At 62.9% G+C, this 24,656-nt stretch carries 29 protein-coding genes and 1 riboswitch; of the genes, 18 read left to right on the top strand and 11 right to left on the bottom strand.

The window, feature by feature from the left end:
- Nucleotides 1-8 precede the first annotated feature (8 nt).
- Both MU551_RS04035 and MU551_RS04030 read right to left on the bottom strand, forming a co-directional pair.
- Nucleotides 9-1,181 carry a pyridoxal phosphate-dependent aminotransferase gene (locus tag MU551_RS04035; RefSeq protein ID WP_247040866.1) on the bottom strand — a complete coding sequence of 391 codons (1,173 nt, stop codon included), beginning with the start codon at nt 1,179-1,181 and terminating at the stop codon, nt 9-11.
- Between the two features lie 51 nt (nt 1,182-1,232).
- Nucleotides 1,233-1,412, bottom strand: a complete 180-nt coding sequence (locus MU551_RS04030; protein ID WP_247040865.1) for a hypothetical protein — start codon at nt 1,410-1,412, stop codon at nt 1,233-1,235.
- 309 nt (nt 1,413-1,721) lie between these two features.
- On the opposite strand from MU551_RS04030, the gene MU551_RS04025 reads away from it, so the two are divergent.
- Nucleotides 1,722-1,991: a hypothetical protein gene (locus MU551_RS04025; RefSeq protein WP_247040864.1), complete on the top strand. Its 270-nt coding sequence runs from the start codon at nt 1,722-1,724 to the stop codon at nt 1,989-1,991.
- Here MU551_RS04025 and MU551_RS04020 read toward each other — a convergent pair.
- Nucleotides 1,988-2,725 (bottom strand): NUDIX hydrolase, encoded by a 738-nt coding sequence (locus MU551_RS04020; protein ID WP_247040863.1) that lies wholly within the window; start codon nt 2,723-2,725, stop codon nt 1,988-1,990. The genes MU551_RS04025 and MU551_RS04020 overlap by 4 nt on opposite strands.
- A 104-nt stretch (nt 2,726-2,829) precedes the next feature.
- Between MU551_RS04020 and MU551_RS04015 the strand changes: the two genes are divergently transcribed.
- Genes MU551_RS04015 through MU551_RS03995 form a run of 5 tightly spaced genes read left to right on the top strand, consistent with a single transcriptional unit; the run spans nt 2,830 to nt 7,444 of the window.
- Nucleotides 2,830-3,900: an SPFH domain-containing protein gene (locus MU551_RS04015; protein WP_247040862.1), complete on the top strand. Its 1,071-nt coding sequence runs from the start codon at nt 2,830-2,832 to the stop codon at nt 3,898-3,900.
- A gap of 1 nt (nt 3,901) precedes the next feature.
- Complete coding sequence (locus MU551_RS04010) at nt 3,902-4,810, top strand: diacylglycerol kinase catalytic domain-containing protein (RefSeq protein ID WP_247040861.1); 909 nt, start codon at nt 3,902-3,904, stop codon at nt 4,808-4,810.
- Between the two features lie 29 nt (nt 4,811-4,839).
- Complete coding sequence (locus tag MU551_RS04005; protein ID WP_247040860.1) at nt 4,840-5,634, top strand: ABC transporter permease; 795 nt, start codon at nt 4,840-4,842, stop codon at nt 5,632-5,634.
- The gene (locus tag MU551_RS04000) at nt 5,627-6,460 is read left to right on the top strand and encodes an ABC transporter permease (RefSeq protein ID WP_247040859.1); all 834 of its coding nucleotides are present in this window, start codon (nt 5,627-5,629) and stop codon (nt 6,458-6,460) included. The genes MU551_RS04005 and MU551_RS04000 overlap by 8 nt, the downstream gene beginning before the upstream one ends.
- Nucleotides 6,461-7,444, top strand: coding sequence for an ABC transporter ATP-binding protein (locus MU551_RS03995; protein WP_247040858.1), 984 nt, complete (start codon nt 6,461-6,463; stop codon nt 7,442-7,444).
- A gap of 22 nt (nt 7,445-7,466) precedes the next feature.
- Here the strand turns inward: MU551_RS03995 and MU551_RS03990 are convergent, their stop codons facing one another.
- Nucleotides 7,467-7,619 carry a hypothetical protein gene (locus tag MU551_RS03990; protein WP_247040857.1) on the bottom strand — a complete coding sequence of 51 codons (153 nt, stop codon included), beginning with the start codon at nt 7,617-7,619 and terminating at the stop codon, nt 7,467-7,469.
- A 188-nt stretch (nt 7,620-7,807) separates the two neighbouring features.
- Between MU551_RS03990 and MU551_RS03985 the strand changes: the two genes are divergently transcribed.
- From MU551_RS03985 to MU551_RS03975, 3 genes are all read left to right on the top strand, one after another.
- Nucleotides 7,808-9,181, top strand: a complete 1,374-nt coding sequence (locus MU551_RS03985; RefSeq protein WP_247040856.1) for a dihydrolipoyl dehydrogenase family protein — start codon at nt 7,808-7,810, stop codon at nt 9,179-9,181.
- A gap of 107 nt (nt 9,182-9,288) precedes the next feature.
- Nucleotides 9,289-9,765 carry an SRPBCC family protein gene (locus tag MU551_RS03980; protein ID WP_247040855.1) on the top strand — a complete coding sequence of 159 codons (477 nt, stop codon included), beginning with the start codon at nt 9,289-9,291 and terminating at the stop codon, nt 9,763-9,765.
- Nucleotides 9,762-10,079: an ArsR/SmtB family transcription factor gene (locus MU551_RS03975; RefSeq protein ID WP_247040854.1), complete on the top strand. Its 318-nt coding sequence runs from the start codon at nt 9,762-9,764 to the stop codon at nt 10,077-10,079. Before MU551_RS03980 ends, MU551_RS03975 begins: the two co-directional genes overlap by 4 nt.
- 17 nt (nt 10,080-10,096) lie before the next feature.
- On the opposite strand, the gene MU551_RS03970 is transcribed toward MU551_RS03975, so the two are convergent.
- Nucleotides 10,097-11,203: a LacI family DNA-binding transcriptional regulator gene (locus MU551_RS03970; RefSeq protein WP_247040853.1), complete on the bottom strand. Its 1,107-nt coding sequence runs from the start codon at nt 11,201-11,203 to the stop codon at nt 10,097-10,099.
- A 186-nt stretch (nt 11,204-11,389) separates the two neighbouring features.
- Here MU551_RS03970 and MU551_RS03965 point away from each other — a divergent pair, with 186 nt between their 5' ends.
- From MU551_RS03965 to MU551_RS03940, 6 genes are all read left to right on the top strand, one after another.
- Nucleotides 11,390-12,259, top strand: a complete 870-nt coding sequence (locus tag MU551_RS03965) for an ABC transporter substrate-binding protein (protein ID WP_247040852.1) — start codon at nt 11,390-11,392, stop codon at nt 12,257-12,259.
- Nucleotides 12,260-12,326: 67 nt separating this feature from the next.
- Nucleotides 12,327-13,115, top strand: coding sequence for an amino acid ABC transporter permease (locus MU551_RS03960; protein WP_247040851.1), 789 nt, complete (start codon nt 12,327-12,329; stop codon nt 13,113-13,115).
- Nucleotides 13,112-13,882: an amino acid ABC transporter ATP-binding protein gene (locus MU551_RS03955; RefSeq protein ID WP_247040850.1), complete on the top strand. Its 771-nt coding sequence runs from the start codon at nt 13,112-13,114 to the stop codon at nt 13,880-13,882. Before MU551_RS03960 ends, MU551_RS03955 begins: the two co-directional genes overlap by 4 nt.
- Entirely contained in the window at nt 13,882-14,964 is a 1,083-nt protein-coding gene (locus MU551_RS03950; protein ID WP_247040849.1) for a Gfo/Idh/MocA family protein, read from the top strand. The genes MU551_RS03955 and MU551_RS03950 overlap by 1 nt, the downstream gene beginning before the upstream one ends.
- Before the next feature lie 83 nt (nt 14,965-15,047).
- Nucleotides 15,048-16,172 (top strand): NAD(P)/FAD-dependent oxidoreductase, encoded by a 1,125-nt coding sequence (locus MU551_RS03945; protein ID WP_247040848.1) that lies wholly within the window; start codon nt 15,048-15,050, stop codon nt 16,170-16,172.
- A gap of 310 nt (nt 16,173-16,482) precedes the next feature.
- Nucleotides 16,483-17,424: a serine hydrolase gene (locus tag MU551_RS03940; protein ID WP_247040847.1), complete on the top strand. Its 942-nt coding sequence runs from the start codon at nt 16,483-16,485 to the stop codon at nt 17,422-17,424.
- On the opposite strand, the gene MU551_RS03935 is transcribed toward MU551_RS03940, so the two are convergent.
- Nucleotides 17,408-18,106 carry an HAD family hydrolase gene (locus MU551_RS03935; RefSeq protein ID WP_247040846.1) on the bottom strand — a complete coding sequence of 233 codons (699 nt, stop codon included), beginning with the start codon at nt 18,104-18,106 and terminating at the stop codon, nt 17,408-17,410. The genes MU551_RS03940 and MU551_RS03935 overlap by 17 nt on opposite strands.
- 4 nt (nt 18,107-18,110) lie before the next feature.
- Nucleotides 18,111-19,055: a phosphotransferase gene (locus MU551_RS03930; protein WP_247040845.1), complete on the bottom strand. Its 945-nt coding sequence runs from the start codon at nt 19,053-19,055 to the stop codon at nt 18,111-18,113.
- A gap of 111 nt (nt 19,056-19,166) precedes the next feature.
- On the opposite strand from MU551_RS03930, the gene MU551_RS03925 reads away from it, so the two are divergent.
- Nucleotides 19,167-19,415 carry an SCO4226 family nickel-binding protein gene (locus MU551_RS03925; RefSeq protein ID WP_247040844.1) on the top strand — a complete coding sequence of 83 codons (249 nt, stop codon included), beginning with the start codon at nt 19,167-19,169 and terminating at the stop codon, nt 19,413-19,415.
- Nucleotides 19,416-19,511: 96 nt separating this feature from the next.
- Here MU551_RS03925 and MU551_RS03920 read toward each other — a convergent pair whose 3' ends face one another.
- Both MU551_RS03920 and MU551_RS03915 read right to left on the bottom strand, forming a co-directional pair.
- On the bottom strand, nt 19,512-20,345 hold the full coding sequence (locus MU551_RS03920) for a C40 family peptidase (protein WP_247040843.1): 834 nt from the start codon (nt 20,343-20,345) through the stop codon (nt 19,512-19,514).
- Nucleotides 20,346-20,349: 4 nt separating this feature from the next.
- Nucleotides 20,350-20,549: riboswitch (cyclic di-AMP (ydaO/yuaA leader) on the bottom strand.
- Nucleotides 20,550-20,657: 108 nt separating this feature from the next.
- Entirely contained in the window at nt 20,658-21,590 is a 933-nt protein-coding gene (locus MU551_RS03915) for a threonine/serine dehydratase (RefSeq protein ID WP_247040842.1), read from the bottom strand.
- Nucleotides 21,591-21,659: 69 nt separating this feature from the next.
- Here MU551_RS03915 and MU551_RS03910 point away from each other — a divergent pair, with 69 nt between their 5' ends.
- Entirely contained in the window at nt 21,660-22,115 is a 456-nt protein-coding gene (locus tag MU551_RS03910; protein WP_247040841.1) for a hypothetical protein, read from the top strand.
- 36 nt (nt 22,116-22,151) lie between these two features.
- On the opposite strand, the gene MU551_RS03905 is transcribed toward MU551_RS03910, so the two are convergent.
- Entirely contained in the window at nt 22,152-22,832 is a 681-nt protein-coding gene (locus MU551_RS03905) for a TetR/AcrR family transcriptional regulator (RefSeq protein WP_247040840.1), read from the bottom strand.
- 47 nt (nt 22,833-22,879) lie between these two features.
- On the opposite strand from MU551_RS03905, the gene MU551_RS03900 reads away from it, so the two are divergent.
- Entirely contained in the window at nt 22,880-23,749 is an 870-nt protein-coding gene (locus tag MU551_RS03900; RefSeq protein WP_247040839.1) for an alpha/beta fold hydrolase, read from the top strand.
- On the opposite strand, the gene MU551_RS03895 is transcribed toward MU551_RS03900, so the two are convergent.
- On the bottom strand, nt 23,746-24,612 hold the full coding sequence (locus tag MU551_RS03895; RefSeq protein WP_247040838.1) for a response regulator transcription factor: 867 nt from the start codon (nt 24,610-24,612) through the stop codon (nt 23,746-23,748). The genes MU551_RS03900 and MU551_RS03895 overlap by 4 nt on opposite strands.
- Nucleotides 24,613-24,656: the final 44 nt, after the last annotated feature.

The following is a 24,656-nucleotide window of genomic DNA, read 5'->3' as shown; positions in this document are numbered from 1 at the left end:
AGGATCGGCTAGACCCTGCCACCCGCTTCGCGCATCGCAGCCCTGAAACGATCACCGACCAGTTCGATCCTTTCCACTGGCTCGTTACTGAACACGAGACGGAGATGGCGGTTGGCAACTTCCCCGCCCCAGCCCGTCATGGCCGTGGCGGCCACACCGTGGTGCAACAGGACGCGCGAGAGTTCCCCGGGATCGACGCCGTGACTTACAGTGTCCAGGATCTGGGACCAACCGTCGGCGGCCGGAATCATGGCAAAACCGTCGAGGGCAGCGGTGAGGGCATCCCGGCGCCGCTGCCACTCCGCAACGCACTGCGCCAGACCGCCGTCGCCGTCTTTCAGCGCTGCAATCAAGCCCGCCTGCGCAATTCCGCCAGGAGTAAGGCCGTTATAGATGTGGACGACGGCGAGATCGGACATGACTTCAGCCGGTGCCACGATCCAGCCAATGCGCCAGCCGATCATCCGCTGCTCGATGGAGGCCGTGCCCACGATGATGGTGCGTTCGCGCATTCCCGGGTAGGACGCCGGACTGAGGATTGGCTGGCCGTCGAATACGATGCCTTCCATCAGTGACCAGTAGATGAGCCACAGGTCTTTTTCCGCACAGAGGCGGGCGACGGCGGACCACTCCTCGTCGCTGAGCCGGTAACCCGAAGGGAAGGATGGATTCTGCAGGAAAACGGCTCGTGTCCGGGGTGAGACGGCGGCCTCCATCGCCTCAAGATCCATCCGCCATGCGCCCCCGGATACCCTCATCGGCACCAGGCGCGGCACACCTCCGGCCAAGTGCACGCGATTCAGCATGCCCGCATAGGTCGGGTCCGTCAGCAGGATTTCGTCTCCTGGATCGGTCAGCCCCAGGAGTGAGTCAAGCAGACAGTCCCCGTCACTGCACGTCAGGATCACTTCCGACGACGGGTCATAAGTGATGCCGGTCCGCTCGGCTATTTGCCCGGCTACCGCCTGTTTGGCAGCAAGCTGTCCGGTGAAGGGAAGGTATGAGTTGGCGGAATCCAATCCGACTGCCGCCCGGGTTGCCTCTATTGCGGCCAGCGGCGGGAGGAGGTCGGTGTCAAGATTTTCCAATCTGAGGATGTTGGGGTCCTCGCCTGCCGCCGCGGCTACTTTGTCGATGCTGAATCCGGCTACATGGTGCAGCCGGTTGGGCCGGGATCTCATCAGGTTGCCTCGTTTCGAAACAGGTGCCCGGCCGCATACGCAGTTTGCAGGCTACAAGCGGATGGTGGAATACGGCCGGCTGGGAAGATTCCCCGCCGTCCAAGGCCGAACGGAAGGCTCCACAGGAGTCTGCCCCCGGCCGTCACGGATCACCAGGACGACCGTGCCGATCATGGCCGCCAAGGAAACCAGGCCGAGGAGGATGAGTACCACGCCCATTGCCACAGACATCTTCATGCACCTCGTGGCTCCAATTTTACGGCCGTGATTCCGGTCAGGTCGAGGGTTCCCGCACCACTTCCGGCGTGTCAGGCGAGGGATGTAAGGGCCGTTGACGCTCTCTGCCTACTATGGTCTCGGTTGAGCAGTGGCCCCCCGTTTTTCTTTTGAGGATTGCCATGACCTGCATACTGAACCGCGCCGGACCGGCTACCAGTGGATTCAACCGCCACTGCCAGATTCACCGCCGCAAAATCCACCGCCTGTGCCCTCTAGTGACCCTTTCTTGGCCACGGCCCGGCATGAGACCAGGGCGCTGACATGCGAAAGGAATTCATTCCGGGCGCTGCCGTTCTGGGCGGTGTCCTGCTTTTCTGGGCGGCAGCAGTTCTCGGGAACTTGTCGTTCCTCAGCGCACCCAAGTCACCCCTGGCCACCCTTGCCTGGTTGATCTTCGTCTATGCGGCAGTGGCCATCACGCCCATTGTTGGAGGACTGGCAGCAGCTGACCTTCTTCGCCGATGGCAGCGGAACAGGATTGAAGGGACCCGACGGGGCCAGGAGCGCCGCCCTGCAGGTACTGGCGCCTAAGACACGGGCCGCATGAGCGGAGGATTCAGCACGGCCCGGGCCGGATGTCCGGGTTCCGGCCGGGCTGCTGCAGTCAGCCGGTAAAGCGCTGCCGGTCTTCCCGTGTCGCCTGCCGTCACCTTTCCGGTTTCCTCGAGGAAGCCCGGGGTGCCGGTGGCCTTGCGGTGGAAATTCCGGGCGTCCAGGGGCAGCCCCCACACAGCCTCATAAACAGCGCGCAGCTGGGCTATGGTGAACTCTTCGCCACAGAACGCGGCAGCCAAAGGTGAATACTCGAGCTTCGACCTGGCACGTTCCAGCCCGTCCCTGAGGATCTTTTCATGGTCGAAGGCCAGCCGGATCCCGTGGTCATCAAGGATGCTGCTCACGGGGTACCAGCCAGCCTTTTCGGCATCGCTTCCGGCCGACAGAACGGGGAAGTCGGGGGCGAGCAGCAGGTACGCCACCGCAAGCACGTCGCCCCGAGGGTCACGGCCACCCGGCCCGTAACTGCCCAACTGCTCCAAATGCCCGCTTACCTTTTCAACCCCCGTCTCCTCAGCCAGCTCGCGGACAGCCGCCTCCTGCAGATCCTCGCCAGGAAGAACAAAACCGCCAGGCAGGGCGAGCCGGCCCCGGAACGGTTCTATGAGGCGAGTGACAAGCAGGACGTGCAGGACGTCGTCGCGCACTGTCAAGGCAACGACGTCGACAGCCACCGGGAAGCGCGCAGGAGAGTGATCACGGGAGGACACCGCTCCATCCTAAGCGACTTATCGTCACCTTGACAATAAAGGGATGGTTGGCTTAGCGTTACATTATCGTCAAAATGACGATAACTTGAGAAGAGGAGAAGCTCATGGCCAGCATCAAGAACTACCCGTGGATAAGCCACTTCCTGGGAAGCCCCACAGGCTATGTGGTTCACCTCCAGTCAGGCACGGTCCGCCACCAGGGTGTGGGGCAGGCCTTCTGGTTCCGACCGTCCACCTCGGTCCTCAGTGAAGTTCCCGTGGATGACCAGGAACTGCCTATCCTGTTCCACGCCATCACCCGGGACCACCAGGATGTGAGTGTCCAGGCAAACGTGACTTACCGCTTTATCGACCCCGTGTCCGTTTCAGGGCGCCTGGACTTCGGGCTGCAGCCTGTCGGTGCAGGTCCGGCAGGTGGCCGGGAACAAGTGGCCACCATCATCGGCCAGTTGTGCCAAAGCCACGCGATCGACCAGTTGGCCACCACCACACTGGCAGAAGCACTGGAACGGGGGATCAGCCAACTGCGCGGCATCCTTATCGCCGCCCTGCGTGGAGATGCCCGCCTCGAATCCACCGGCATCGAAATCCTGGGAGTCCAGGTCCTGGCAATCCGTCCCCAGTCCGACGTCGAACGGGCCCTGCAGACACCTGTCCGTGAACAGCTGCAGGCTGAAGCAGACAGGGCGGTCTACGAGCGCCGTGCCCTTGCCGTGGAGCGGGAACGTGCCATCTCCGAAAACGAGATGGCCAGTCAGATCGAACTCGCCATCCGCCGGGAGCAGCTGGTCACCCAGGAAGGCGCCAACGCACGGCGCCAGGCGGAGGAAAAAGCGACTGCAGGACTCGTGGAAGCCCACGCCGCGGCCGAAAGGAAGGGCATCGGAGCTGCTGCGGAAGCGAACCAGATCCGTATTGTCGGCGAAGCATCCGCCGCCAAGGAAGCAGCTGCCATGGAGGTCTACCAGGGCATGGACCAGGCCACGCTTCTGGCCCTGGCCCTGCGGGACGCCGCCGGATCCCTGCCCAACATCGGGAATCTCACCATCACTCCTGACCTCCTCAGCGGCGCACTCGCCGGACTGCTCGGCGGCAACCTCCCAGCCGGGGGTGGCGGCCACACGGCGCACGCAGCCATACCGGGCACCGCAGCACTCAACCAGGCAGGAGCCTGAAATGGCCAACCCCCGTGTGGTGATTGTGCACCGGCGCACCGAGCTTCAGGAGCTGCTTGACCGGCATGCCACCCGGGGTCAGGCTGAATTCTTCCTCCGCACGCGCGGCCGCACCATCGAGTCCGTGCAGGACCGGCACGACCACCTGCAGGATTCGCTGGCGACCTTCCGCGCGGCCATCCCTTCCGATTGGCGGCGGGCTGAAGTGGAACGGGCGGACCTGAGCAGGTTCCTTCTGGCGCCCGAAGACATCATCGCCGTCGTGGGCCAGGACGGGCTGGTGGCCAACGTGGCAAAGTATCTGTCCGGCCAACCGGTCCTGGGAATCGATCCCGAACCGGGAGCGAACCCGGGCATCCTTGTCCGGCACACAGTTGCCTACGCTGTCCGGATCCTCCAGCGGCTCGGGCAGCCGGCAACGGGCGCCCTGCCGGTAGCCGACTGCGAACAGCTTCCCACCGTCACTGCCGAGCTGGACGACGGGCAGCAGCTCTCAGGCCTCAACGAGATCTTCATCGGACATGCCAGCCACCAGTCCGCCCGCTACCTGCTGCGGACTCCCGGAGGCGGGACCGAGCGGCAATCCTCATCCGGCCTCATTGTCTCAACGGGAACCGGTGCCACCGGCTGGTGCGCATCGATTGCCCTTGAACGCGGTGGGCGGACACTCCCCCGGCCCGTCGACCGCAAGCTTGCATGGTTTGTCCGCGAGGCCTGGCCTTCTCCCATCACGGGAACCACCCTGACCGAGGGCTCATTGGAGGCCGCGGAAGCGCTGACGGTTACTGTCGCCTCGGACCAACTGGTGGTGTTCGGCGATGGGATGGAGGAGGACCGGCTTACTGCTACCTGGGGCCAGGAAATCAAGGTCCGCCTCGGCGACCGGCCGCTGCAGCTGATCACAGCCTGAGAAAGCACCCGCCGAAGTAGACTCAACCGGTGAACGCGTATTGGGAGCTGACCAAATCATCCTTCCGGCGCCACTCCACCTACCGTCTGGCGGCCGTCTCCGGCGCTTTCACCAATTCAGTTTTCGGCCTGATCCGCGCGTCGCTGCTCCTGTCAGCCATTTCGACGGCGGGAGGCTCGATCGGGGGCTACTCGGCTGTGGAGGCGGCAACATATGTGTGGCTGGGCCAGGCCCTCCTGACACCCTTGGGCCTCTTCGGTAGTGCAGAGATCGCCGAAAGGGTTAAAAGCGGGGACATCGCCGTCGACCTCACCAGGTCGGTCAACCTGACGGCGTCCTACTGGGCGCAGGACCTGGGCCGGGCGGCCTTCGATGTCCTGCCTCGTGGGCTGCCTCCCCTTGTTATTGGCGCCATTGTCACGGGGTTGTCGCTTCCCACAACGGCTGGCCCCTATGCGTTGGGCTTCATCTCGATCATTGCGGCGATGACCTTGAACTTCCTGGGGTTTTTCATTATCAACCTGTTGGCCTTCTGGGTTGTGGAGATCCGAGGGTACTGGATGCTGTACCTCGTCCTCATGAACTTGCTGTCCGGATTCCTGGTTCCCGTGAGTTGGTTCCCGCAGTGGATGCTCGACTTCGCGCGGGCCACTCCGTTCCCTTCGATGCTGCAGACGCCGGTGGACATCCTCGCCGGCAGGACCGACGTCGTGGAAAGCCTTGCGTTGGTGGGTACCCAGCTCCTCTGGCTGGCAGTGCTGCTGACGGGCGCGCACCTGATGGTCCGGTTCGGTTCCCGGAAGCTGGTGGTGCAGGGTGGCTGAAATTGAAGCTCTGGACAGCACCTGGGTCACCAACGCCAAACTCCTGCGGCTGCTGATCTCAGCCCGGCTGCGCTCGCAGACCGCCTACCGGGGAAGTTTTGCCGCTGACGTTGCCGGCCAAGTAGTGCTGGCCCTGACAGAGTTCGTTGAGCTGTATGCGATCCTGCACAACATTCCAACCTTTGGCGGCCTGACGTTCGCCCAGGCTTTGCTGGTTTTCGCCTTCGCGTCGATCGGCTTCTCAATAGGCGATCTGCTCCTGGGCGAGACCGACTCCATGAGCGATGCCATCCGGATGGGAAAGCTGGAGGTGCTCCTGACCCGCCCGCTTCCAGTGCTGCTGCAGCTCATGACGTCTGACTTCCAGTTGCGGCGTGTCGGCCGGCTGGCCTTCGCCTTGCTCGCGATGGCGGCCGCATTGTTCCTGACGGACATTGATTGGGACCCGGGAAAAGTGGTGTTGTTTATCATCACCCCGCTGGCCGGTGCCGCGATTTTCGGTGCTCTTTTCGTGGGCGCGGGGGCGTCGCAATTCTGGCTGGTGGACGGCCGCCAGTTTGGGAACGCCTTCACGTACGGCGGCCGCTACGTGGCGTCCATGCCGGGGGCCGCCCTCTTCCTTCCCATGCAGGTCTTTTTTACGTTCGTCGTCCCGGCCACACTGGTGGCCTACGCCCCGAGCCTTGTCCTGCTGGAGCTGGAGGGCCCGGCCGGAATCCCAAGCTGGACGGGCTGGCTGGGACTGCCGGCCGCCGTCGTGCTCTGGGGGCTCATGCTGCTGCTGTGGCGGGCAGCCATCAAAAAATACACCGGAGCAGGAGGCTGAATGATTATCGAGGCAGAGCAACTGAGCCGGAACTTTACCGTTGCGGAAGCCGGCGAGGGCCGGGGCTGGAACCGGCTGAGGAGGCGTTCCCGAACAATCCACGCCGTCCGGGACGTGAGCTTCACGGTGGAGCGGGGCGAGGCTGTGGGCTATATCGGCGCAAACGGTGCTGGGAAATCAACCACCATCAAGATGCTCACCGGCATCCTGGTGCCGTCATCGGGCAGGGTCACAGTCTGCGGGCTGCAGCCGGTGCCGCAGCGGCAGGCCTTGGCCCGCAAGATCGGTGTGGTATTCGGCCAGCGCTCACAGCTTTGGTGGGACCTGCCGCTTCAGGATTCTTTCCCGATCCTGGGCGCGATGCACCGCCAGCCTGAAAGCCGCTGGCGGCCCCGCTTCAGTGAACTCTCCGAGCAGATGGGGCTGGGTCCGTTCCTCACCAGTCCCGTACGTCAGCTTTCGCTGGGGCAACGGATGCGTGGAGAGGTGGCGGCGGCGCTGCTGCACAGGCCCGAGCTGGTGATCCTGGACGAACCAACCATCGGCCTGGATATGATCAGCAAGGAAAGCCTGCGCCGGTTCCTGGACTTTGAGCGTCGTGAACACGGCACCACGCTGCTGCTGACCACCCACGACATGAGTGACGTCCAGCGTCTCTGTCAGCGGATTCTTGTAGTGGACGACGGCGTTATTGCCTTTGACGGACCCCTCACCGGACTTTCGGAAGTAGCGGAAGCGCGCCGGACCATGGTGATTGATTTCGTGGCTCCACTGGATGGTGCCGGTCTCGTCCTGCCCCCAGGGGCTGAGCATCTGGGAGCCGAGGCGGAGGGGATCCGGCACCGTATTGCGTTTGATCCGCGTCTGCTCTCGGCGGCGGCTCTCCTGGCTGCCGTCTCAACAAGCGCCGAAGTTGCCGATTTGTCGTTGCACGAGCCGGACATCGAAGATCTGGTCCGGCAGCTGTACACGTCGGCGAGGTAGGCGGGCATTTTCCACTTGGGAATCAACGATACATACCCATCATGTACATGACGGCGAAGACATCCTCCCTCTTCTGGTCGAGCAGGTCTGCGTTGAACAGGAGTCTTTCTTTCCTGTTCCGTTTCCCCTTACGTGTGCCGATAAAAGAGAACACTTCCTCCAGCTGTCTACTCATTGACGCCATCTCCTCTCGTCCCTTTTCCATACACCGAGGCTAGGGTGCTTTGAGGACATCTATCGTCCTCAATAGCCCGCCATCGGTATCGCTGCGGACAGGTACTGTCCGCATGTTCCGGGGGCCAGTTTCAGGGCGCTCCAGTACCGTGTAAACCAGCCGATGCCCGCCGATTCAAGGAGCAGCTCATGGACTACACGTACGACGTCCTCGTTATCGGCGGCGGGCCGGCCGGGATGGCTGCGGCCGAACGGGCTGCGGAACTGGGCGCCAAAACGGCCGTCGTCGAGCGTTCTGCGCTGGGCGGAACCTGCCTCAACTCAGGCTGTGTACCCACGCGCGTTCTGGCCAAGACGGCTCGGTTGTATCGCGAAGTCAGAACAGCCTTTGACTACGGAATCGTGGTGCAGGAGCCCGCAGTCGACTGGAAGAAGACAGTCACCCGGGTCCAGGAGACGGTGCAGCGTGTCCTTGAGGCTAAACAATACGACGCCATGATGGAACGCCTCGGCATCGACCTTTTCTCCGGACAGGCGATGTTCACGGGAGAGCGCACAGTCGACGTCGACGGGCAGGAGCTCAGCGCACGCTCCATCATTCTCTGTGTCGGCGGGGCGGCGAGGCGGCTTCCCATTGCGGGCGCGGAGCTCTCCGTTCTCCCCGAGGAAGTGCTGACTCTGACAGAGCTTCCTGGAAGACTGGCCATCATCGGTGGCGGGCATACCGGCGCGCAGCTGACCACCATCTTCAACGCTCTTGGGTCCGAGGTCCTGCTCCTCGACGTCGCTCAGCGCCTGCTGCTGACCGAAGATCACGACGTCGCCGCCTTTGTGGGGCAGAGCTTCCTTTCAAAGGGAATCCGAGTGGAGACGGGAATCCAAGGAATCGAAGGGATCACCAGGACATCCGACGGAAGTCTGGGCGTCACCTGGACGAAGGACGGAGAAGCTTTCACAGCGGAGGTTGACACCGTGATCATGGCGGCCGGGTGGCCGGCGAACATCCCCGGACTGGGCCTGGAAGCTGCCGGCGTGAAGACTGAGCGGTCATTCATCCCGGTGGACGACTACCTGCGCACCAACGTCCCGCACATCTTTGTGGCCGGGGATGCCAACGGCACCAGCATGCTGGTGCAGGCCGCAGTCTTTGAAGGTGAAACGGCGGGCAGCAACGCCGTTTTGGGCGCCAACCGGACCACTCCCCACCATCTTTTGCCCGAGGGAGGATTCACTGACCCTGATTATGCGGGCGTAGGCCTTACCGAGGAGCAGGCCCGGAAGCGGGACTCCGAGTGCCGCTCCGTCACCGTCCCGTATGCGGCGGAGGAGCGTCCGATCATCGATGACCGTGAAACCGGCTTCCTGAAACTGGTGACCGACAGGCATGGGGAATTGATCCTCGGCGCTCACGCTGTTGGCGAGAACGCCGTCGAAGTCGTCCAGGCTGTCGCCTCCGCCATGGCCGCAGGCACTGACCTGGCCACCCTGGCTCGCGTCAAGTTCGCCTACCCCACCTATAGCGCCATTATTGGCCGGGCCGCCCGGGCCGCGTCCCGGGAATAGTGATCCACGAACCGAAAAGGCATACAAACTGCAACCCAAGGGTTGCTTTATCGAAGATGTGGTGCAACCATATGGTTGCAGTACATCATCGAAAGGAAACAGGAATCATGACCACAACCACAAACCAGCCCTCCGTCATTGACGCCGACGAACTCACCGTCAGGCGCACCATTTCTATCGCCGCACCCATTGAGAAGGTCTGGGCTGCCATCACTGAACCAGAGCACATCGCCAAGTGGTTCGGGCAGTCTGCTGTACTGGACGGCCTGGCCGTCGGCGCCAGCGGAGTTTTCTCCTTCGAGGGCCACGGCGACGTCCCTGTCCGGATTGAAGAGCTGGACGCGCCACGGATGATCGCCTACCGCTGGAGCAATGAGCAGGCCGATCCCAACGCCCCAATCGACCCCAGCCGTTCCACGCTGTTCCGCTTCACTCTTGAAACGCACGACGGCGGCACGCAGCTGACGGTGGTCGAATCGGGCTTTGAAACCCACACCGACCCCTCCGCTGCCATGGAGGATCACCGCGGAGGCTGGGACGCCGAGCTGGACGAGTTGGTCGCTTACCTCGAGGGCGGCTCGTGACCACAAGCACCCTCGTTCCGGTGTTCGCCGCCCTCGGAGACGAAACCCGGTGGAGTATCCTGGCGGCCCTTGGCGAGGGTGATGCGTCCGCGTCAGCCCTCGCCGGGAGCCTGCCAGTCACCCGCCAGGCAATCGCCAAACATCTTGCTGTGCTGCAGGAGGCCGGGCTGGTCGAGTCCATACGCGTCGGCCGAGAACTCCGCTATCGGGTGCTCGGCGCGCAGCTCAGTGAGACGGCGCGCCGCCTCGAGAGCATCGGCAATGAGTGGGACCTCCGGCTGGCTGCCATCAAGCGGATCGCAGAGGAACTGTAAGCAGCAGGGCCTCTCAATCAGGATGCGGCAGCTGCGGACTCGCGCTTCCGCTTGCGCTCGGACACCGGGGCGCCAACGGATCCCCGGTGCTTGAGCGTCGCCTGAAATACCGGCAGCTCAATGGCTTTCCCCGGCTGCCTGATCAGGCGGATTAAAGCCTCGGCAGCGGAGGCGCCAATGTCATAGACGGGCTGCGAGATGACGGTCAGCGGCGGCGTGGTGAGCTTGGTCCAAGGAAAGTCGTCGTACATCAGAAACGAGACATCCTGCGGAATGCGCAAACCCAACTCCTGGATGGCCTCCACAACGCCCAACGCCACCAGGCCGTCCGAGGCGATCACCGCCGTCGCCGGTTCCGGCATGAGCAGCAGCTCGCGCGCTATGGCCTTGATGGAGTCGGCATCCCCGGCGTTCAACCGCACCAGTTCTTCGCAAGGATCCAAGCCCGCCGCCAGGAGCGCCTGATTCATGCCTTCAATCCGCTCAGCAATTTGCGAGGACGCAAGCTCCATCCCATGCCGGTATGGTTCCTCAATGTCCAACGTGGAGATGAACGCGATACGGCGGTGCCCTGATTCGATGAGGTAGGCCGTGGACTCGCGCGCAACCAACGTCATGTCGGCAGCAACTACCGGCACGTCCAAGCCTGGCGCCTTCCGGTCAAAAAGAACCAGCGGCCTCCCGGCGTCATGCACGCGCCGCAGATGCTCGTACTCCGCCGAGGAGGCGGGCGCAACGATGAGCCCGTCCACACGCTTTTCCAGCAAGACCCGCACGGCATCCACCTCAGCCACATGATCTTCGCCGGTGTTGATCAGGATGACGTCGAACCCTGCGGCCTTCGCTGTGTCCGAGATCCCCCGCATGGCCAAGCCGAAATGCGGGTTTTCGATGTCTCCCACCACAACGCCGATAGTGTTCGATTTTCCCGTGTTCATGGTCCGGGCAAGCTCATTGGGGCGGTAGTTCAGCTCTTCTGCCGCAGCCAGTACACGCTCGCGGACGTCATCGCTGACTGCCCCATAATTGCCCAATGCCCGGGCGGCCTGGGCCTTCGAAACCTGCGCAGCCTTCGCGACATCCGCCACTGTGGTGTCGCGCTGCCGGGAGGAAGAATTTTTCATTACTGCCTTTCGGAAACCTCTTGACGAGGGTTTGTGAGATGCCTTACAGTCGAAAACAACCCCATGTGAGTCCGGTCTCAATCGTAAGCACTGAGACCGGACTCCACAAGGGATTCCGCAGGGAAAATCTGAATACCGCAAAAACTGCGGGCTCCCCCACTCACACACCCCGATAGGAAAAACAACGTGTTCAAAGGAAACATCCGCCGCAAAGGCGGAATCGTAGCTTCGGCCCTCGCCGCTGTCCTTGCCCTGTCCGCTTGTGGCGGCTCGGGCACTCCCGCCGCGGCTCCAGCCGATAACCCATACGGCCTGATCGAACCCGGCACCATCCGCGTGGCCAGCCTGGGCGACGCCAAGCCCTACACCTTCACGGACGCCCAAGGCCAGTTCACCGGGTTCGACGTCGAACTCTTCAAGGATGTGGCGAACCGTGCCGGCGTGGACGACGTAGTGTTCACCGGCCAGGACTTCTCCGGCCTGCTCGCCGCCGTCGCGAACGGCCAGTTCGACGTCGGCGTGGCCGCCATCGGCATCACGGACAAGCGCAAGGAAACCGTGGACTTCAGCAACGGCTACCTTGCCGGCTACCTGACCGTCATCACCACCAAGGACTCTGGAATCACTGACGAAAAAGCACTTGGCGGCAAGCGCCTGGGCGTGGTCCAGGGCACCCTCCAGGAAGCCTACGCCGTCAAGAACTTTGCGTCTGCCAACCTGGTGCGCTTCCCCGACAACAACACCGCCATCTCGGCTGTGAACAGCGGGGCAGTTGACGCTCACTTCCTGGACTACGAGGCCGCCAAGGCCTACCAGGAGCAGTTCGGACTGGTGAGCGCCGCAGATATCCCCTCCTTCGATGCACCGGCAGGCTTCGCTATCGCCAAGGGCAAGACCGAATTCAAGGAAGCCCTGGACAAGGGGCTTGCCGAGGCGATGGAGGACGGCACCTGGAAGAAGCTCTACCAGAAGTGGTTCCCGGGTTCCCCAATGCCGGAACAGTACCTTCCCAAGGCCGAGCAGACTTCCAGCCCGACGCCGACCGCCACTAAGTAAGCAGCCCGGGCGGGCCGCCTGGCCCGCCCGGTTCCCCACCCTTCGCTACTAGCACTGAGAGCAACCCATGGACTGGCTCAACACCATCATTCGCACCTTCTTCGATTTCGGCGCGATGGCCGAGGTCCTTCCCCAGCTACTCGGGGTTGGACTCATGAACACCCTGATCATCTCCATTGCAGCTACGGCCATCGGCTTGGTACTGGGAATGATCGTGGCAGTCATGGGGATATCGCCGTCGAAATGGCTGCGCATCCCCGCCCGGATCTACACGGACCTGTTCCGCGGACTTCCGGCCATCCTCACCATCCTGCTGATCGGCCAGGGCTTCGCCCGCTTCAGCCAATCAGTCTTCGGCCCCTCCCCCTACCCGCTGGGCATCATCGCCTTGAGCCTGATCGCCAGTGCCTACATCGGCGAGATCTTCCGCGCCGGCATCCAGAGCGTCGACAAGGGGCAAGGCGAAGCATGCCGGGCCCTGGGCATGAGCTACGCCAAGTCGATGGCGCTCGTGGTGGTCCCGCAGGGCATCCGCCGTGTACTGCCCGCCCTTGTCAACCAGTTCATCGCCATTGTGAAGGACTCCTCCCTGGTTTACTTCCTTGGCCTGCTGGTCAGCGAGCGCGAACTCTTCCGCGTCGGCCAGGACGCCGCTGTCCTGTCCGGCAACCTCTCACCCCTGGTTATGGCCGGGATCTTCTACCTCATCATCACGGTGCCCCTGACGCACCTCGTGAACTACTTCGACAACCGTTTCCGCACCGGACGCCGTCGGCCTGTTGCCCCAAGCAGCGGACTGAAGGAAGTCAAGGAACTCGACTCGGCATCGCCCCTCATCACCGGGAGCAACACATGAGCACCAGCACCAATATCCCCGCACCTGAGATCCACACGTTCCACGGTTCCAGCCTGGAGCTGAAGAACCTCACCATGGCCTACGGCGACATTGAGGTCCTCCGTAACGTCAGCCTGGCCGTGGCTCCTGGCACCACCACCTGCATCATCGGACCCTCGGGTTCCGGCAAGTCAACCCTGCTGCGTGGCGTCAACAGGCTGCATGAGCCCAAGAGCGGAGATGTCCTGCTCGCAGGCAAGAGCGCCCTGGCCGTCCAGCCGGACACCCTTCGCCGGCGCATCGGCATGGTGTTCCAGCACTTCAACCTCTTCCCCGACCACACCGCGCTCGAAAACGTTGCCCTGGCACTTTGGAGCGTCAAGGGGATGTCCAAGGCGGAGGCGAGGGAACGGGCGAACCGCAGCCTTGCCGAGGTAGGGCTGGCAGAACGTGCTGACCATCGGCCCCGGGATCTCTCTGGCGGGCAGCAGCAACGCGTCGCCATCGCAAGGGCACTGGCCATGGAACCTGAAGTCATGCTCTTCGACGAGGCCACCAGCGCGCTGGACCCTGAACTCGTGAAGGGCGTTCTGAACCTCATGGCAGGACTCGGACGCCGCGGCATGACCATGCTGGTGGTGACCCACGAGATGGGCTTCGCCCGCAAGGTGGCTGACCAGGTGGTCTTCATGGACGAAGGCGAAGTGGTAGAGGCCGGCACCCCTGCCGAGCTCTTCGACCACCCCAAGAGCGAACGCCTTCAGCGCTTCCTCTCCGAGGTGCTGTAATGACGGTTCCAAGCGTGAAAAACGGCCAGCACGGCGATCCCGTGCGCACCGCCGTCGTGCGCACCGCCCTGGTCGGGTTTGGGATTTCGGGACGCGTCTTCCACGCACCGCTTATCGCCGCCGATCCCCGGTTCTCGCTGGACTTTATTGTCACCGCCGATCCCGGGCGCTCCCGTCAGGCGAAAAGCAGCTATCCCGCTGCCGAAGTCGTAACAACAGTTGAGGAGCTATTCGACCGGGCCGCGGACATGGACCTTGTTGTCCTGGCGACGCCGCCGGTGACGCACTTCGATCTGGCGGTGCAGGCCATCAACCGCGGACTGGACATCGTGGTGGACAAGCCCTTTGTGCCCAACTCAGCACAAGGTGAGGAGCTCATTTCCCGGGCGGCAGAGGCGGGTGTCCGGCTCACCGTCTTCCAGAACCGGCGCTGGGACGCAGACTTCCTTACCGTCCGGAGGCTCCTGGAGGCCGGATCCCTGGGTGAAGTACGGACCTTCGAATCACGCTTTGAATGGTGGCGGCCCGAGGGGTTCGGCAACTGGCGGGATACCACCCCCATCAGCGAGGGCGGCGGCATTCTGCATGATCTCGGCGCGCACCTTATCGACCAGGCCATCCAGCTTTTTGGCCCCGTGGAGGAGAGCTATGGAGAGACCTCATCGCACGGATGGCAGGAGCAGGGTGAGGGCGCGGATCAGGAGGCCTTTGTCTCGTTGCTTCACAGGTCCGGCGTCCGGTCCCGTCTTTGGATGAACGGGGCTGCGGCCCAGGTAGGAGCCCGTTTCCATATCCTCGGAACCAAGTCCGGCTACACAAAGTGGGGCTTGGACGGGCAGGAGGCTGCCTTGGATGCAGGCCTCCGTCCCAATGATCCGCACTACGGGGTGGAACCCGAAAGCACCTGGGGACGGCTTGGCATTGACGGCTCGGAGGAGCAGGTGCAGCCCGAACGAGGCGCGTATCCCGAGTTCTACCGGATCCTCGGTGATGCGCTCAAGGGCCGCGGACCGTCGCCCGTCGACCCCGCCGAATCAGTGCAAGCACTACGGATCATCGAGAAAATCCACTCCCAGAGCTAGCCCCACACCCTTGCTTCCCTGGCCTTCCCTGGCCGGGCAGCTGCCCCCTGATTATTTTCAATCTTCAAGAAAGAGAGCCCGTTATGTCATCCGTTGTTTCCGCCAAGCACGTTGCCGTTATTGGCGGCGGAATCCTCGGCGTTTCCTCCGCAGTCCACCTGCTGCGTGCCGGTGTGGCCGTCACCCTCATCACCGAAAGTCACTTGTGCAGCGAGGCCAGCGGCCGGTCCCTCTCCTGGCTTAATTCCGCCGGGGAACGCTCCGGTCCGTACCATGAGCTGCGGATGGCCGGCGTCGACCGCTACCGCACCCTCTTTGCCGCCGACCCGCACCGGGAGTGGCTGCAGTTCGGTGGCGGACTCATGTGGAACGCCCAAGGCAAGTCCGGGGTCACCGAGGCCCGGCATGCCTACGAGAAGTCGATCGGCTACGACTCCAAGCTGCTCGAACCGGCCACAATCGGCACTGTCACGCCGGGCATAGATGCCTCTGCCGTTCCGGAGAACGCCATCTTCAATCCGGGTGAAGGCTGGGTCAGCCTGCCGGATCTGGTGGACTTCCTCATGGACGAATTCCACGAACGCGGAGGCCAGTTGGTCACCAACGCCGGAAAGGCGTCTGTGGTTCTCACCGATGGCGTGGCCAGCGGGGTTTCCACGGCCGACGGCGAAACCTATGGAGCGGACGCCGTTCTGGTTGCGTGCGGAGCGGCAACGCCCGCGGTAGTGGCGCCCCTCGGCGTCGAGATTCCCAACGCCTCACCGATCGCGATGCTGGTTGTGACCAAACCCGTGGAGCACTCCCTGAGCGCCGTGCTCAACACCCCGCGGGCGGCAGTCCGCCCCAACCCGGGCGGAACGCTTGCCCTGGATCACGACTGGTACGAGGAACACATCACCGAATTCGAGGACGGCAGTTTCGCAATCCCGGACGAAGTGGTGCAGGAGCTGGCCGATGAAGCCTCCAAGCTGCTAGCCGGAAACCCTGAGCTGAAGCCCGCGTCCTGGAAGATCGGCCGTAAACCGATTCCGGGCGACGGCGAGCCGGTGTTCGGTGAACTCGAGAAGACCCCCGGCTGCTTCGTAGCCTTCACTCACTCCGGAGCCACCCTTGGCCTGATCGCCGGCGAATTGATGGCTGACGAGATCATCTCGGGCAAGAAACACCCGATGCTGGCCACTTTCCGCCCGGAGCGCTTTAACAAGTAGGGCTTCAACAAAAGTTTCAACATAAGCAGGGTCTCAGCAACAGGCAGGAGTGCCGCCCGCATCCGATGTATTGGGGGGATGCGTGCGGCACTCCCATTTGTCACAAAGGCGGCCTTGCCCCGCTTGAGCGGCCCCGCCCCGGGCCGCTCAAGCGGGGCAGGGCCGTCCGTGCGGAGCAGGTCCTGAAGCCTCATGGACATCGGCTGAACCCGGGGCTAGATTCGGTGCAGGAGACGCCTCCCATCGACGTCGACGACGAATCCGCTGATGCAGCCGGCGGTCCCTGCCGGCTCGTGTGGAGGGACCCGGGATGACTTCATCAACCCCCTCAAATACAAGCGGCAGGCGGCCTGGGGTGGTGCCGCGCTTGGCAATTACGCGCCTGGTGTTGATCTGGACAGTCACCACTGTCATCATCCTGGCCACCCTGGTTTTGGCCGCAATTCGCTCGACTCCCAACGGTCCGGGTTTCCTCCCGCCGGCAAGCCAGGCAGACGCCCGTGATTTTGATGAAGCGGGTAACAAGCTGCCGCCGGAAACGAAGCCGCCGGGAGAACGGATGGCAGGCTTGACAGAGGAATTGGATGACGCGATTCAGGGGATCCTTGCTGACAACGCTGATTTCAGGATCGGCGTTGCGCTGGGAGACGTACAGAGCGGGGAAGTGCGCCTGTATGGAGATGTGTCCACGTATCTGGCGGCCAGCACTGCCAAGGTCCTCACGGCTGTTGCCTACTACCATCTCGTGGAAACCGGAGATCTTGAGCTGGAGGAGCCGCTTGGCAACTACACGGCAGCCTTCCAGCTGGAGGCCATGATCAACTCCAGCAATGACGATTCATGGCTGCTTCTCATGGATGCGATCGGCTTTCCCCGGCTCATTGAGTATGCCGCCTCCATCGGTATCAGTTACGACCCCAAGCAGAACCTCCTGACGCCAGTGGAAATGGCCATCTTGTTGATGAGGCTGTATTCAGGAGACCTGATCAATCCGGAACACACGGCTCAGCTTCTGGGCCACATGCAGGAAACCAACAACGAAGAACTGATACCTGCCGCGGTTCCGGCGGGCGTAACCGTCCACCACAAGTACGGCATCGTGGACCAGTACATGCACGACGTCGCCATCCTCACCTCCGGCGGTACCGCCTATTCACTGGCGATCTACACGGAGAACCCGTTCGGCAAGCAAGGCAGAATCGATGTCATCCAACAGTTGACGCGCGAGATCTGTCTCAGCCTGTTTGAGTAGGCGAGACAATCGCGTTAATGACGGCAGCAGCCGTTCTCCCTGATAGGGAAGGCGGTTCCAGACCGTAAGGCCAGTCCCGCCCGCGGGATACCCAGCCCGTTGCCAGACCGGCGCCGCGGCCGCCCGAAATGTCAGCGGTGGGGTGGTCGCCCACCATCCAACCCCCGCTGAGCCCGATGCCGACACGTTCCGCAGCAAGGTGGAAGATCCCCCGATCCGGCTTCTTCACACCTTCGGCTTCGGAAATCACTACAGCGTCGACGTACTTTTCCAGTCCGACAGTTTTTACCTTGAGCATCTGCTGGCCCACCGTCCCGTTCGTGACGATGCCTATCGTCCATCCGTGATTTCGGGCATTGTCCAGGGCAGCAGCCGTAGCGGAGTCCAGGACCATGGCCCCAACATGTTCATACAGGAGCACCTCGATCAGGGCCGGGACCCCTAAGCCGGTCTCGAAGCGGGCGTTGATGGCTGCGGCAAGGGATTCCCGGGCCTGATACCCGTCATCGTCTGCCTCGATGAGCCAGGCAGCGTCTTCTGCCGAGCCACCTAAGTCCCGCACGAACCCGGCCGCCCACTGGTTGAAGGCCAATGCCCGGTCCACCAGCGTGTTGTCCAGATCCACCAGCAGCAGTGCAGGGATATTCGGTGCAAGTCTCTCCGAATCCGCTCTGTCCAGCACTGGATTACCCGACGCAGGCGCGCTGTTGGAGCCACGCGATGACAGCGTCGCCTTGCTGCTGCTGAAATGCACGTACGGTGGGAAGCCCGGCTGGAGGCGGTTGACGGGCGGCATCGATGAAATAGGCCCCGAGTCCGGAGAGGACTCCGTTGATGTTGCCTGGCAGAACCTGCGCAAAGACGGGATGAGAAGCCAGCACCGACTCAACATCGAAGTCTGCGTCAAACACGCGCGCATTGATCAGCAGTGACAGCGCGTCCATCCAGCCAGCACCGATGCAAGCCCAAGGCCAATCGACCAGGACAGCCTGGTTGTCCTCCGTGATCAGGATGTTGTCGGCCCGGATGTCCGTATGCACCAGGCTGCTGCCGCCGAGATCTTTCAAGCCTTGAGTAGCCAGTGTTTCGAGGGCATCCAGGTTCTCCAGGATCCAGGGGTCGCAGCTTTCGGGCTGATCGTCCCGCACACGTGCCCATCCGCCGAACGCCTCACGAAGCTCGTGTTCAAGGAACGGCAAATGCGCCAGGGTTTGAGGAACCGGAGTGCCGGCCAGGTCTAACAGCGCATCCAGCACAATGGTCAGTTCGGCCAAGGACCACGGCACACGCGGGGCACGTCCTTCGACATCAGCCAGGATGAGGGCCACCCACTCGCCGTCGTCGAACGTTCCAATCAGTGCAGGTGACGGTACCTCGGGAGGTAAGCCGGCGGTATTGGCCGCTTCTCTCCGGTGGATCGCCGGGGAGTGCTCGTTTAAGGCCGTGCCCACTGCCTTCACAAAGGCCCGTTGCCCCGAAGCGGTCCGCACCCTGTCTGCAGTACCCGGCGAGAATCCGCCCCGCTGGGTGCTCCATTCTTGTACAGGAGCTCCCAGGATCTCTTCGATCCCGGCCCTCACGTCTCCCGGCAAATCGGGCCAGCTGATGCGGGTACTCCACTCGGGTTGCATTGGCCTATTATTCCCCACGACAGGCCTATTGACCGTGTGGTGCCAGAGGCCTACCGTCTCCCTTAACCCCAGACTGCAAACCATGCAGGCCGTACCTTAAGGAGAGGAACAATGCCGGAATTTATGGATGTTCACCACAATATGAAGGGTCTAAGCCGCGAGGACCTCCAGGCAGCCCATGCCGCTGATCTGGCCATCCAGGCCGAGGAAAACGTGAATTTCAAGAATGCATGGGCGGACCCCGAAGCCGGCGTTATTTACTGCCTGAGCGAGGCCCCGTCAGCCGAAGCTATCCAGCGGATCCACGAACGTACAGGCCACCGCGCAGACGAAATTCATGAGCTGCCATTGAAGGTATGAGGCTCGGCTGACCATCTAAGTATCAGGAAGCGGCAGGAACCGGATCTCCCGGCACCTGCCGCTTTCCCATTGCCCTGCGATTCGGCGCAGACCGGACTAGGCGACCCGCACAAAGGAGTAGCCCGAGAGCCAGGACAACGGATGGACGAGCGTGGCATTGACATAATTCATGCCGCTGCTGACGACTTGACCGTTGCCTGCGTAGATCCCGATGTGCCCGGAGGTGATGACCAAATCACCGGGAGCGGGAGTTCCGACCACCGTTCCGTACTGGAAGAACTGCGTCGGGGCAAGGTCCCCGACGCTCTTGCCGATGGACCGCAAGGCACGCTCCACCAGAATGGTGCAGTCCTGGGTGGCACCGATCTGGGCATATGCAGAAGCCAGCAATGCTGCGCCAGTACCGCTTGCGGCAGCCGGTGCGGGCGCGGGCGCCGGCGCCGCGACAGGCTTGATGGAGGTCGACGCCAGAGACAGCGTGGGGGCAGCTGCCTGTCCCGCTGCAGGAATCTGGATCTGGTTCCCGGGGTAGATGATGGACGTCATGGCCAGGTTGTTGGCGGCCAGGACTGAATTCAGGGTTACGCCGTAGCGTGCCGAAATCGCACCGAGGGTGTCGCCGGAAACCACGACGTGAACCCTTCCAGCGGCCGGGGCAACTGCGGCCGGGGCAACCGCTGCTGCTGCCCGGACCGGAGCCGGGGCCGGGGCAGCGGCGCCGACAGTGGCGCCGGTAGAACCATCCGGTGCGTGCGCTCCAGCATGGGCAGGAGCGCCCACTCCGAAAAGCAGGCCTGATGCGGCGGCGATGATAAGGGCTGGCCTGCCAAGCGCCAGGGCGTTCGATTTAGCCGAAGTCGACAACCCGCTCACGACGGTAGAGCGGGCAGGGGTGGCACGGTGGCGTGCCAAAATGGACTTTTGTGACATGGTGTTTTTGCCTCTCCCATGCCTGCGGGGTGAGCTGTCGGGTTCGGATGGGAGTTCACCCGGCCGCTCGCACCGCCGTGGGGCGGGGCAAAGCGACTTAACCCCTAGGACCTACATGAGGTCCGAGTGGAATCGTGGTTCCCCCGTCCCTGCCGCTGAAAAATGCGGACGAATCCCCGTCAGCGGCAGGGTTCGGCATACTGACGCGGGAATGCCCCGGCTGGAGCCGTGGGCACCACAAGAGAGTAGCTTCTGCTTCTACCAAAAGTCACGTTTCAGTAACAAAACTTTTCGACACGTTAAATAGACGTGCTAAACAGTGGCTGGGTCTGTATTGGAGCCACAGAGAACGACGACGACGCGCTCACCTTCGGAGGGGACATAGGCGCCGGAGTGGAGCGCGGCGAATGCGGCAGCCGCGCCATGCTCCACGATGACGCGGTAGTGGTCCCATAACCATGTACGGGCGGTCACGATGTCGTCGTCGGAGACCAAGAGGCTTCCTACCCCCGTACGGGACGCCACGGCAAACGCAATCTCTCCGATTCGGCGTGCTCCCAGAGCATCTGCCGCTATCCCCGAAACAGCAACATCAACAGGCTCTCCCGCCCGGAGCGCAGCAGAAAGAGTGGGTGCTGTGTAGGGCTCGACGGCGATCACTTTGGCCTGCCCTTTCACTGCTGCAGCCACGCCCGCCATCAGCCCTCCGCCGCCCACCGCGACCACGACAGTGTCCACGCCCTCAAGTTGTTCCAGCAGTTCAGAACCAACAGTGCCGGCCCCTGCTGCGATCTCCGGCTGGTCATAGGCATGGCAATAGACGGCGCCGGACTCAACCGCATACTTAGTGGCGGCCTCGTAGGCTTCCGCGTACTCAGCTCCGCCCTGGACAACGGTTGCACCTGTCGCAACGAGCTTTCTGACTTTTACGGGCGGCGCGTTCTCCGGGACATAAACAGAGGCCGGGACTCCGAGCTGCTGCGCAGCATAGGCGTTGGCCAGGCCCGCGTTCCCACCGGACGCGACGACGATTCCTACGTCGGGATCCAGCTCTCCCCGTTCGCGGGAGGCGAGGATGCGGTTGAAGGCGCCCCTGGCCTTGAACGTGCCGGTGTACTGCATGAACTCGCACTTGAGCCAGACCTCGCCCGCGAAAGTTCCCGGGTCAATCTGGATCAGGGGCGTGCGGCGGACCTTACCGGCGATTCTTAGGGAGGCTTCGTTGACGTCTGCGCGGCTGATCATGCTGACAATCGTAGAGGCACGCAGTAGATTCAGGCGCAGATGAGTGCACGGACCGCAGGAGGGTTTCCCGTGGCAGAAGACTTCAAGCGTCCAAGCCCGCGGTACGGGTGGCTGGCCGGGCCTGCGAGCGTCGCTTTGGGGGCGTGTGCGCATCTGATCTCCGGAACTCAGATTCCTGGACTGTTGGTTCTCCTGGCCCTGACAGCCTTGATTGGTTTGGCCGCTACGCTGCTAGGCAGGCTCTTGGCTTCCGGCTGGTCATTGTTGGTATTTTGCGGGCTGATCCAACAGCTGCTGCACCTTGCCCTCGATTTTTTCTCCTCAGCACCTGGCGGTGGCTCGCCAAGGCACGGACACGACGGTGTGGACTGGCAGTTGCCTGAGGTTCCCATGGGAGCTGCGTCCCCGCATTCCGGTGAACTGATGGTGGACACCCATGTGGCGGCTGCGCTTTTGGCTGCACTTTTGCTGGCCACGCTCCGGTCCCACGCCAGGAGTGGCGATTCAGAGCGCTCAAGGATTTAATGTCGCCGTTCAGTGAATGTCACTGTTCAGTGAATGTCACTGTTCAGTAGTTAGGTTGCGGCTGGATCCGGTGAGCCCGATGTCCGTCGGGGCACCCAGCGCGATGAGCCGGTCCCGGATCCCGCTGCGTGCGAGCGAGTATCCGCGCGATGTGCGGTGCAACAGGGAGGTCATGTTCGCTGCATCCAGCATCGCGGCGATCTCGAACGCGAGCACTTCCGCGGCGTTGGTCCGGCTGGCTAAGCCGGGCAATTCCGGCTCAGCTTCGCGCACTGCCCGGGTGACGAACGCCAGCCATTCCTCATCGATCCGAGCGAGAAGCTCACGGGCGGCGTCGTCCTTTGCCGAAGCGTCGGCCCCGACGGCACGGAAAAAGCATCCGCCCGCGAACACACGGCCCTCCGAGTAGTCGAGCCACAGCTCAACAAGGCCAATCAGTCTCCGGAGTCCGCGAGGTCTGGCAAGCGCCGGGCTGATGACCTTCTCAATGAATACTGTCCGCGCGGCTTCAATCGTCGCGAGTTGCAGGTCCAGCTTCGAACCGAACAGCGTCGCGACATTGCTCTTGCTGACGCCGAGCTCGCTTGCCAGCCCGCCGATCGTGAGCCCATCGAGTCCGCTCAGCGACGCCTGGTCGACGGCTACGCGCAGAATGGCGCGACGGGACTCATCACCGCGCTGTCGGCGGCCGTCGGAGGTAAAAGCTGTGTTTGGCATTCAGATCCCCTAGACAATACGAACGATCGTGTGTATATATTAGCACTATGACGACTCAAACGCCCACTATCCCGCCAGCGATTCATGCCCTGCACCTGCTGGAGTCTGTCGCCCCGCCGCTCGCGGCTGAGACTGCCTACAGCCTTTGGGTCCGGCCCGGAAAGCGGAAGCCTGTCCATGAAGCCGAGCGGTATGTCATGGAGCACGCCAGACGATCCACCATCCGCGTGCGCGGGCGGCGCGTAGCTGTCTATCGCTGGGGAACCGGGCCCCGCGCGGTGCTGCTGGTCCACGGCTGGCAAAGTCGTGCGTCTGCATTTGCTCCCCTTGTGCGTGAGTTGCGTGGGGCAGGACGCACGATCGTGGCCTTTGATGCCCCTGCGCACGGTGAATCCAGCGGTCTGCGGACCGACGTTCGCGACTATGCTGCCATCATTGCCGAGCTTGGCCGCCAGCACGACGGGTTCGAGGCCATCGTCGCGCATTCGTTCGGGACGCCAGGCGCAGCTCTCGCTATTCGGGGAGGGGTACACGCGGAGCGGCTCGTCACTGTGAACGGCGCTGCTGACTTCGAGTATCTTTTGCAGAGCTTCGCACGCAAGCTCGGGCTTAGCGGCTCAAGCGTGCTCGCCGTGCGGCGCCGCACGGAACGCCGGCTCTTCCGCGGGACCACTGATATCTGGACAAGTCTCTCGGCCACGGCCGCGCTCCCCGTCGAAGTTCCGTGGCTGGTGATCCACGACGACGCCGATACGATGATCGGGCTGGACCAGGCACACGCCCTGGTCGCTGCCCACCCCGCCTCCACCACCCTGGTGGTCACGCACGGGTTGGGGCACAACCGGCCGCTGCGCGAAGACAGCGTGCTGGACCGGATCAGCACCTTCCTGACACCGGACCTGCACCTCCAGCCCTAGGGAGCCAGCCGGTAACCGACTCCGCGGACGGTTTCCACCCATTTGGGCGCCTTAGGATCATCACCGAGACGGTTCCTGAGGTTTCCCATGTGCACCTCGATGACGCGCTCCTCGGCTGTGCTGACGTACGAACCCGAGCCGAAGGGATCGTTGCGGAGCCTCCGGACCAGTTCCTCCTTACTCTGAACACGGCGCCCGTTTTCCATAAGCACCAACAGCAGATTGAACTGGGTCCGTGTCAGCTCTACCTTCTTGCCATCAATCGTTGCCGTCCGAGTGCCCTCATTAATACTCAACCCGCGGTGCTCCAGGTCGCGGAACTCATCCGCCTCCTCCGCCCCAAAGGAATGCCCGACGGCGGGCAGCCTCGCTTCCGTCTCCAGGACAACTGGTGCCACGGCAGGTTGCAGCAGGGAAGGTTCGGGCAACGCAGGTTCCGTTGCGTGGCGGTCCATGGGCGCAGGCTCCATAACGGCCGGCTCCATGATGGACCACCGTGGCCGCCGGAGCATCGCTGCGATACGGGCCCGAAGCTCGCGCGGACGGAAGGGCTTGGTGAGATAGTCGTCAGCGCCGGCCCCAAATCCCATCAATGCATCGGCTTCGTCCACTCTTCCCGTCACCATGATGAGGTAGGCGTAGCTGAACGTCCGGATCCGCCGTGATGCCTCGATCCCGTCGAAGTCGGGAAGGCCCAGGTCCATAGTGATGAGAACCGGGTTGTGCTTCCGGACCGCTTCCACGCCTTCGGTTCCGGATGCGGTTGTGTGGACGGTAAATCCTGATTGCCGGAGGATATCCCTCAGCGACTCCCGGATGTCGTCGTCGTCCTCCACAACCACAGCAACGCCGCGATTTACCACTCTTGCTCCCAGCCTTTTGATTCCAACAAATCACGAATAAATTC

The organism is Arthrobacter rhizosphaerae (assembly GCF_023062595.1).
Classification (GTDB): Bacteria; Actinomycetota; Actinomycetes; order Actinomycetales; family Micrococcaceae; genus Arthrobacter; species Arthrobacter rhizosphaerae.
The sequence above is the reverse complement of the archived record's forward strand: the minus strand, read 5'-3'. Positions and strand labels throughout refer to the sequence as shown.

Coding starts and splice junctions, on each gene's coding strand:
- MU551_RS03930 (WP_247040845.1), bottom strand. CDS start 19,055: ATGCAACCCGAGTGGAGTACCCGCATCAGCTGGCCCGATTTGCCGGGA.
- MU551_RS03990 (WP_247040857.1), bottom strand. CDS start 7,619: ATGAGTAGACAGCTGGAGGAAGTGTTCTCTTTTATCGGCACACGTAAG.
- MU551_RS03955 (WP_247040850.1), top strand. CDS start 13,112: ATGAGCACCAGCACCAATATCCCCGCACCTGAGATCCACACGTTCCAC.
- MU551_RS04025 (WP_247040864.1), top strand. CDS start 1,722: ATGCGAAAGGAATTCATTCCGGGCGCTGCCGTTCTGGGCGGTGTCCTG.
- MU551_RS04035 (WP_247040866.1), bottom strand. CDS start 1,181: ATGAGATCCCGGCCCAACCGGCTGCACCATGTAGCCGGATTCAGCATC.
- MU551_RS04015 (WP_247040862.1), top strand. CDS start 2,830: ATGGCCAGCATCAAGAACTACCCGTGGATAAGCCACTTCCTGGGAAGC.
- MU551_RS03995 (WP_247040858.1), top strand. CDS start 6,461: ATGATTATCGAGGCAGAGCAACTGAGCCGGAACTTTACCGTTGCGGAA.
- MU551_RS03915 (WP_247040842.1), bottom strand. CDS start 21,590: ATGATCAGCCGCGCAGACGTCAACGAAGCCTCCCTAAGAATCGCCGGT.
- MU551_RS03900 (WP_247040839.1), top strand. CDS start 22,880: ATGACGACTCAAACGCCCACTATCCCGCCAGCGATTCATGCCCTGCAC.
- MU551_RS03960 (WP_247040851.1), top strand. CDS start 12,327: ATGGACTGGCTCAACACCATCATTCGCACCTTCTTCGATTTCGGCGCG.
- MU551_RS03925 (WP_247040844.1), top strand. CDS start 19,167: ATGCCGGAATTTATGGATGTTCACCACAATATGAAGGGTCTAAGCCGC.
- MU551_RS04030 (WP_247040865.1), bottom strand. CDS start 1,412: ATGTCTGTGGCAATGGGCGTGGTACTCATCCTCCTCGGCCTGGTTTCC.
- MU551_RS03945 (WP_247040848.1), top strand. CDS start 15,048: ATGTCATCCGTTGTTTCCGCCAAGCACGTTGCCGTTATTGGCGGCGGA.
- MU551_RS04010 (WP_247040861.1), top strand. CDS start 3,902: ATGGCCAACCCCCGTGTGGTGATTGTGCACCGGCGCACCGAGCTTCAG.
- MU551_RS03970 (WP_247040853.1), bottom strand. CDS start 11,203: ATGAAAAATTCTTCCTCCCGGCAGCGCGACACCACAGTGGCGGATGTC.
- MU551_RS03940 (WP_247040847.1), top strand. CDS start 16,483: ATGACTTCATCAACCCCCTCAAATACAAGCGGCAGGCGGCCTGGGGTG.
- MU551_RS03980 (WP_247040855.1), top strand. CDS start 9,289: ATGACCACAACCACAAACCAGCCCTCCGTCATTGACGCCGACGAACTC.
- MU551_RS03985 (WP_247040856.1), top strand. CDS start 7,808: ATGGACTACACGTACGACGTCCTCGTTATCGGCGGCGGGCCGGCCGGG.
- MU551_RS03920 (WP_247040843.1), bottom strand. CDS start 20,345: ATGTCACAAAAGTCCATTTTGGCACGCCACCGTGCCACCCCTGCCCGC.
- MU551_RS03905 (WP_247040840.1), bottom strand. CDS start 22,832: ATGCCAAACACAGCTTTTACCTCCGACGGCCGCCGACAGCGCGGTGAT.
- MU551_RS03950 (WP_247040849.1), top strand. CDS start 13,882: ATGACGGTTCCAAGCGTGAAAAACGGCCAGCACGGCGATCCCGTGCGC.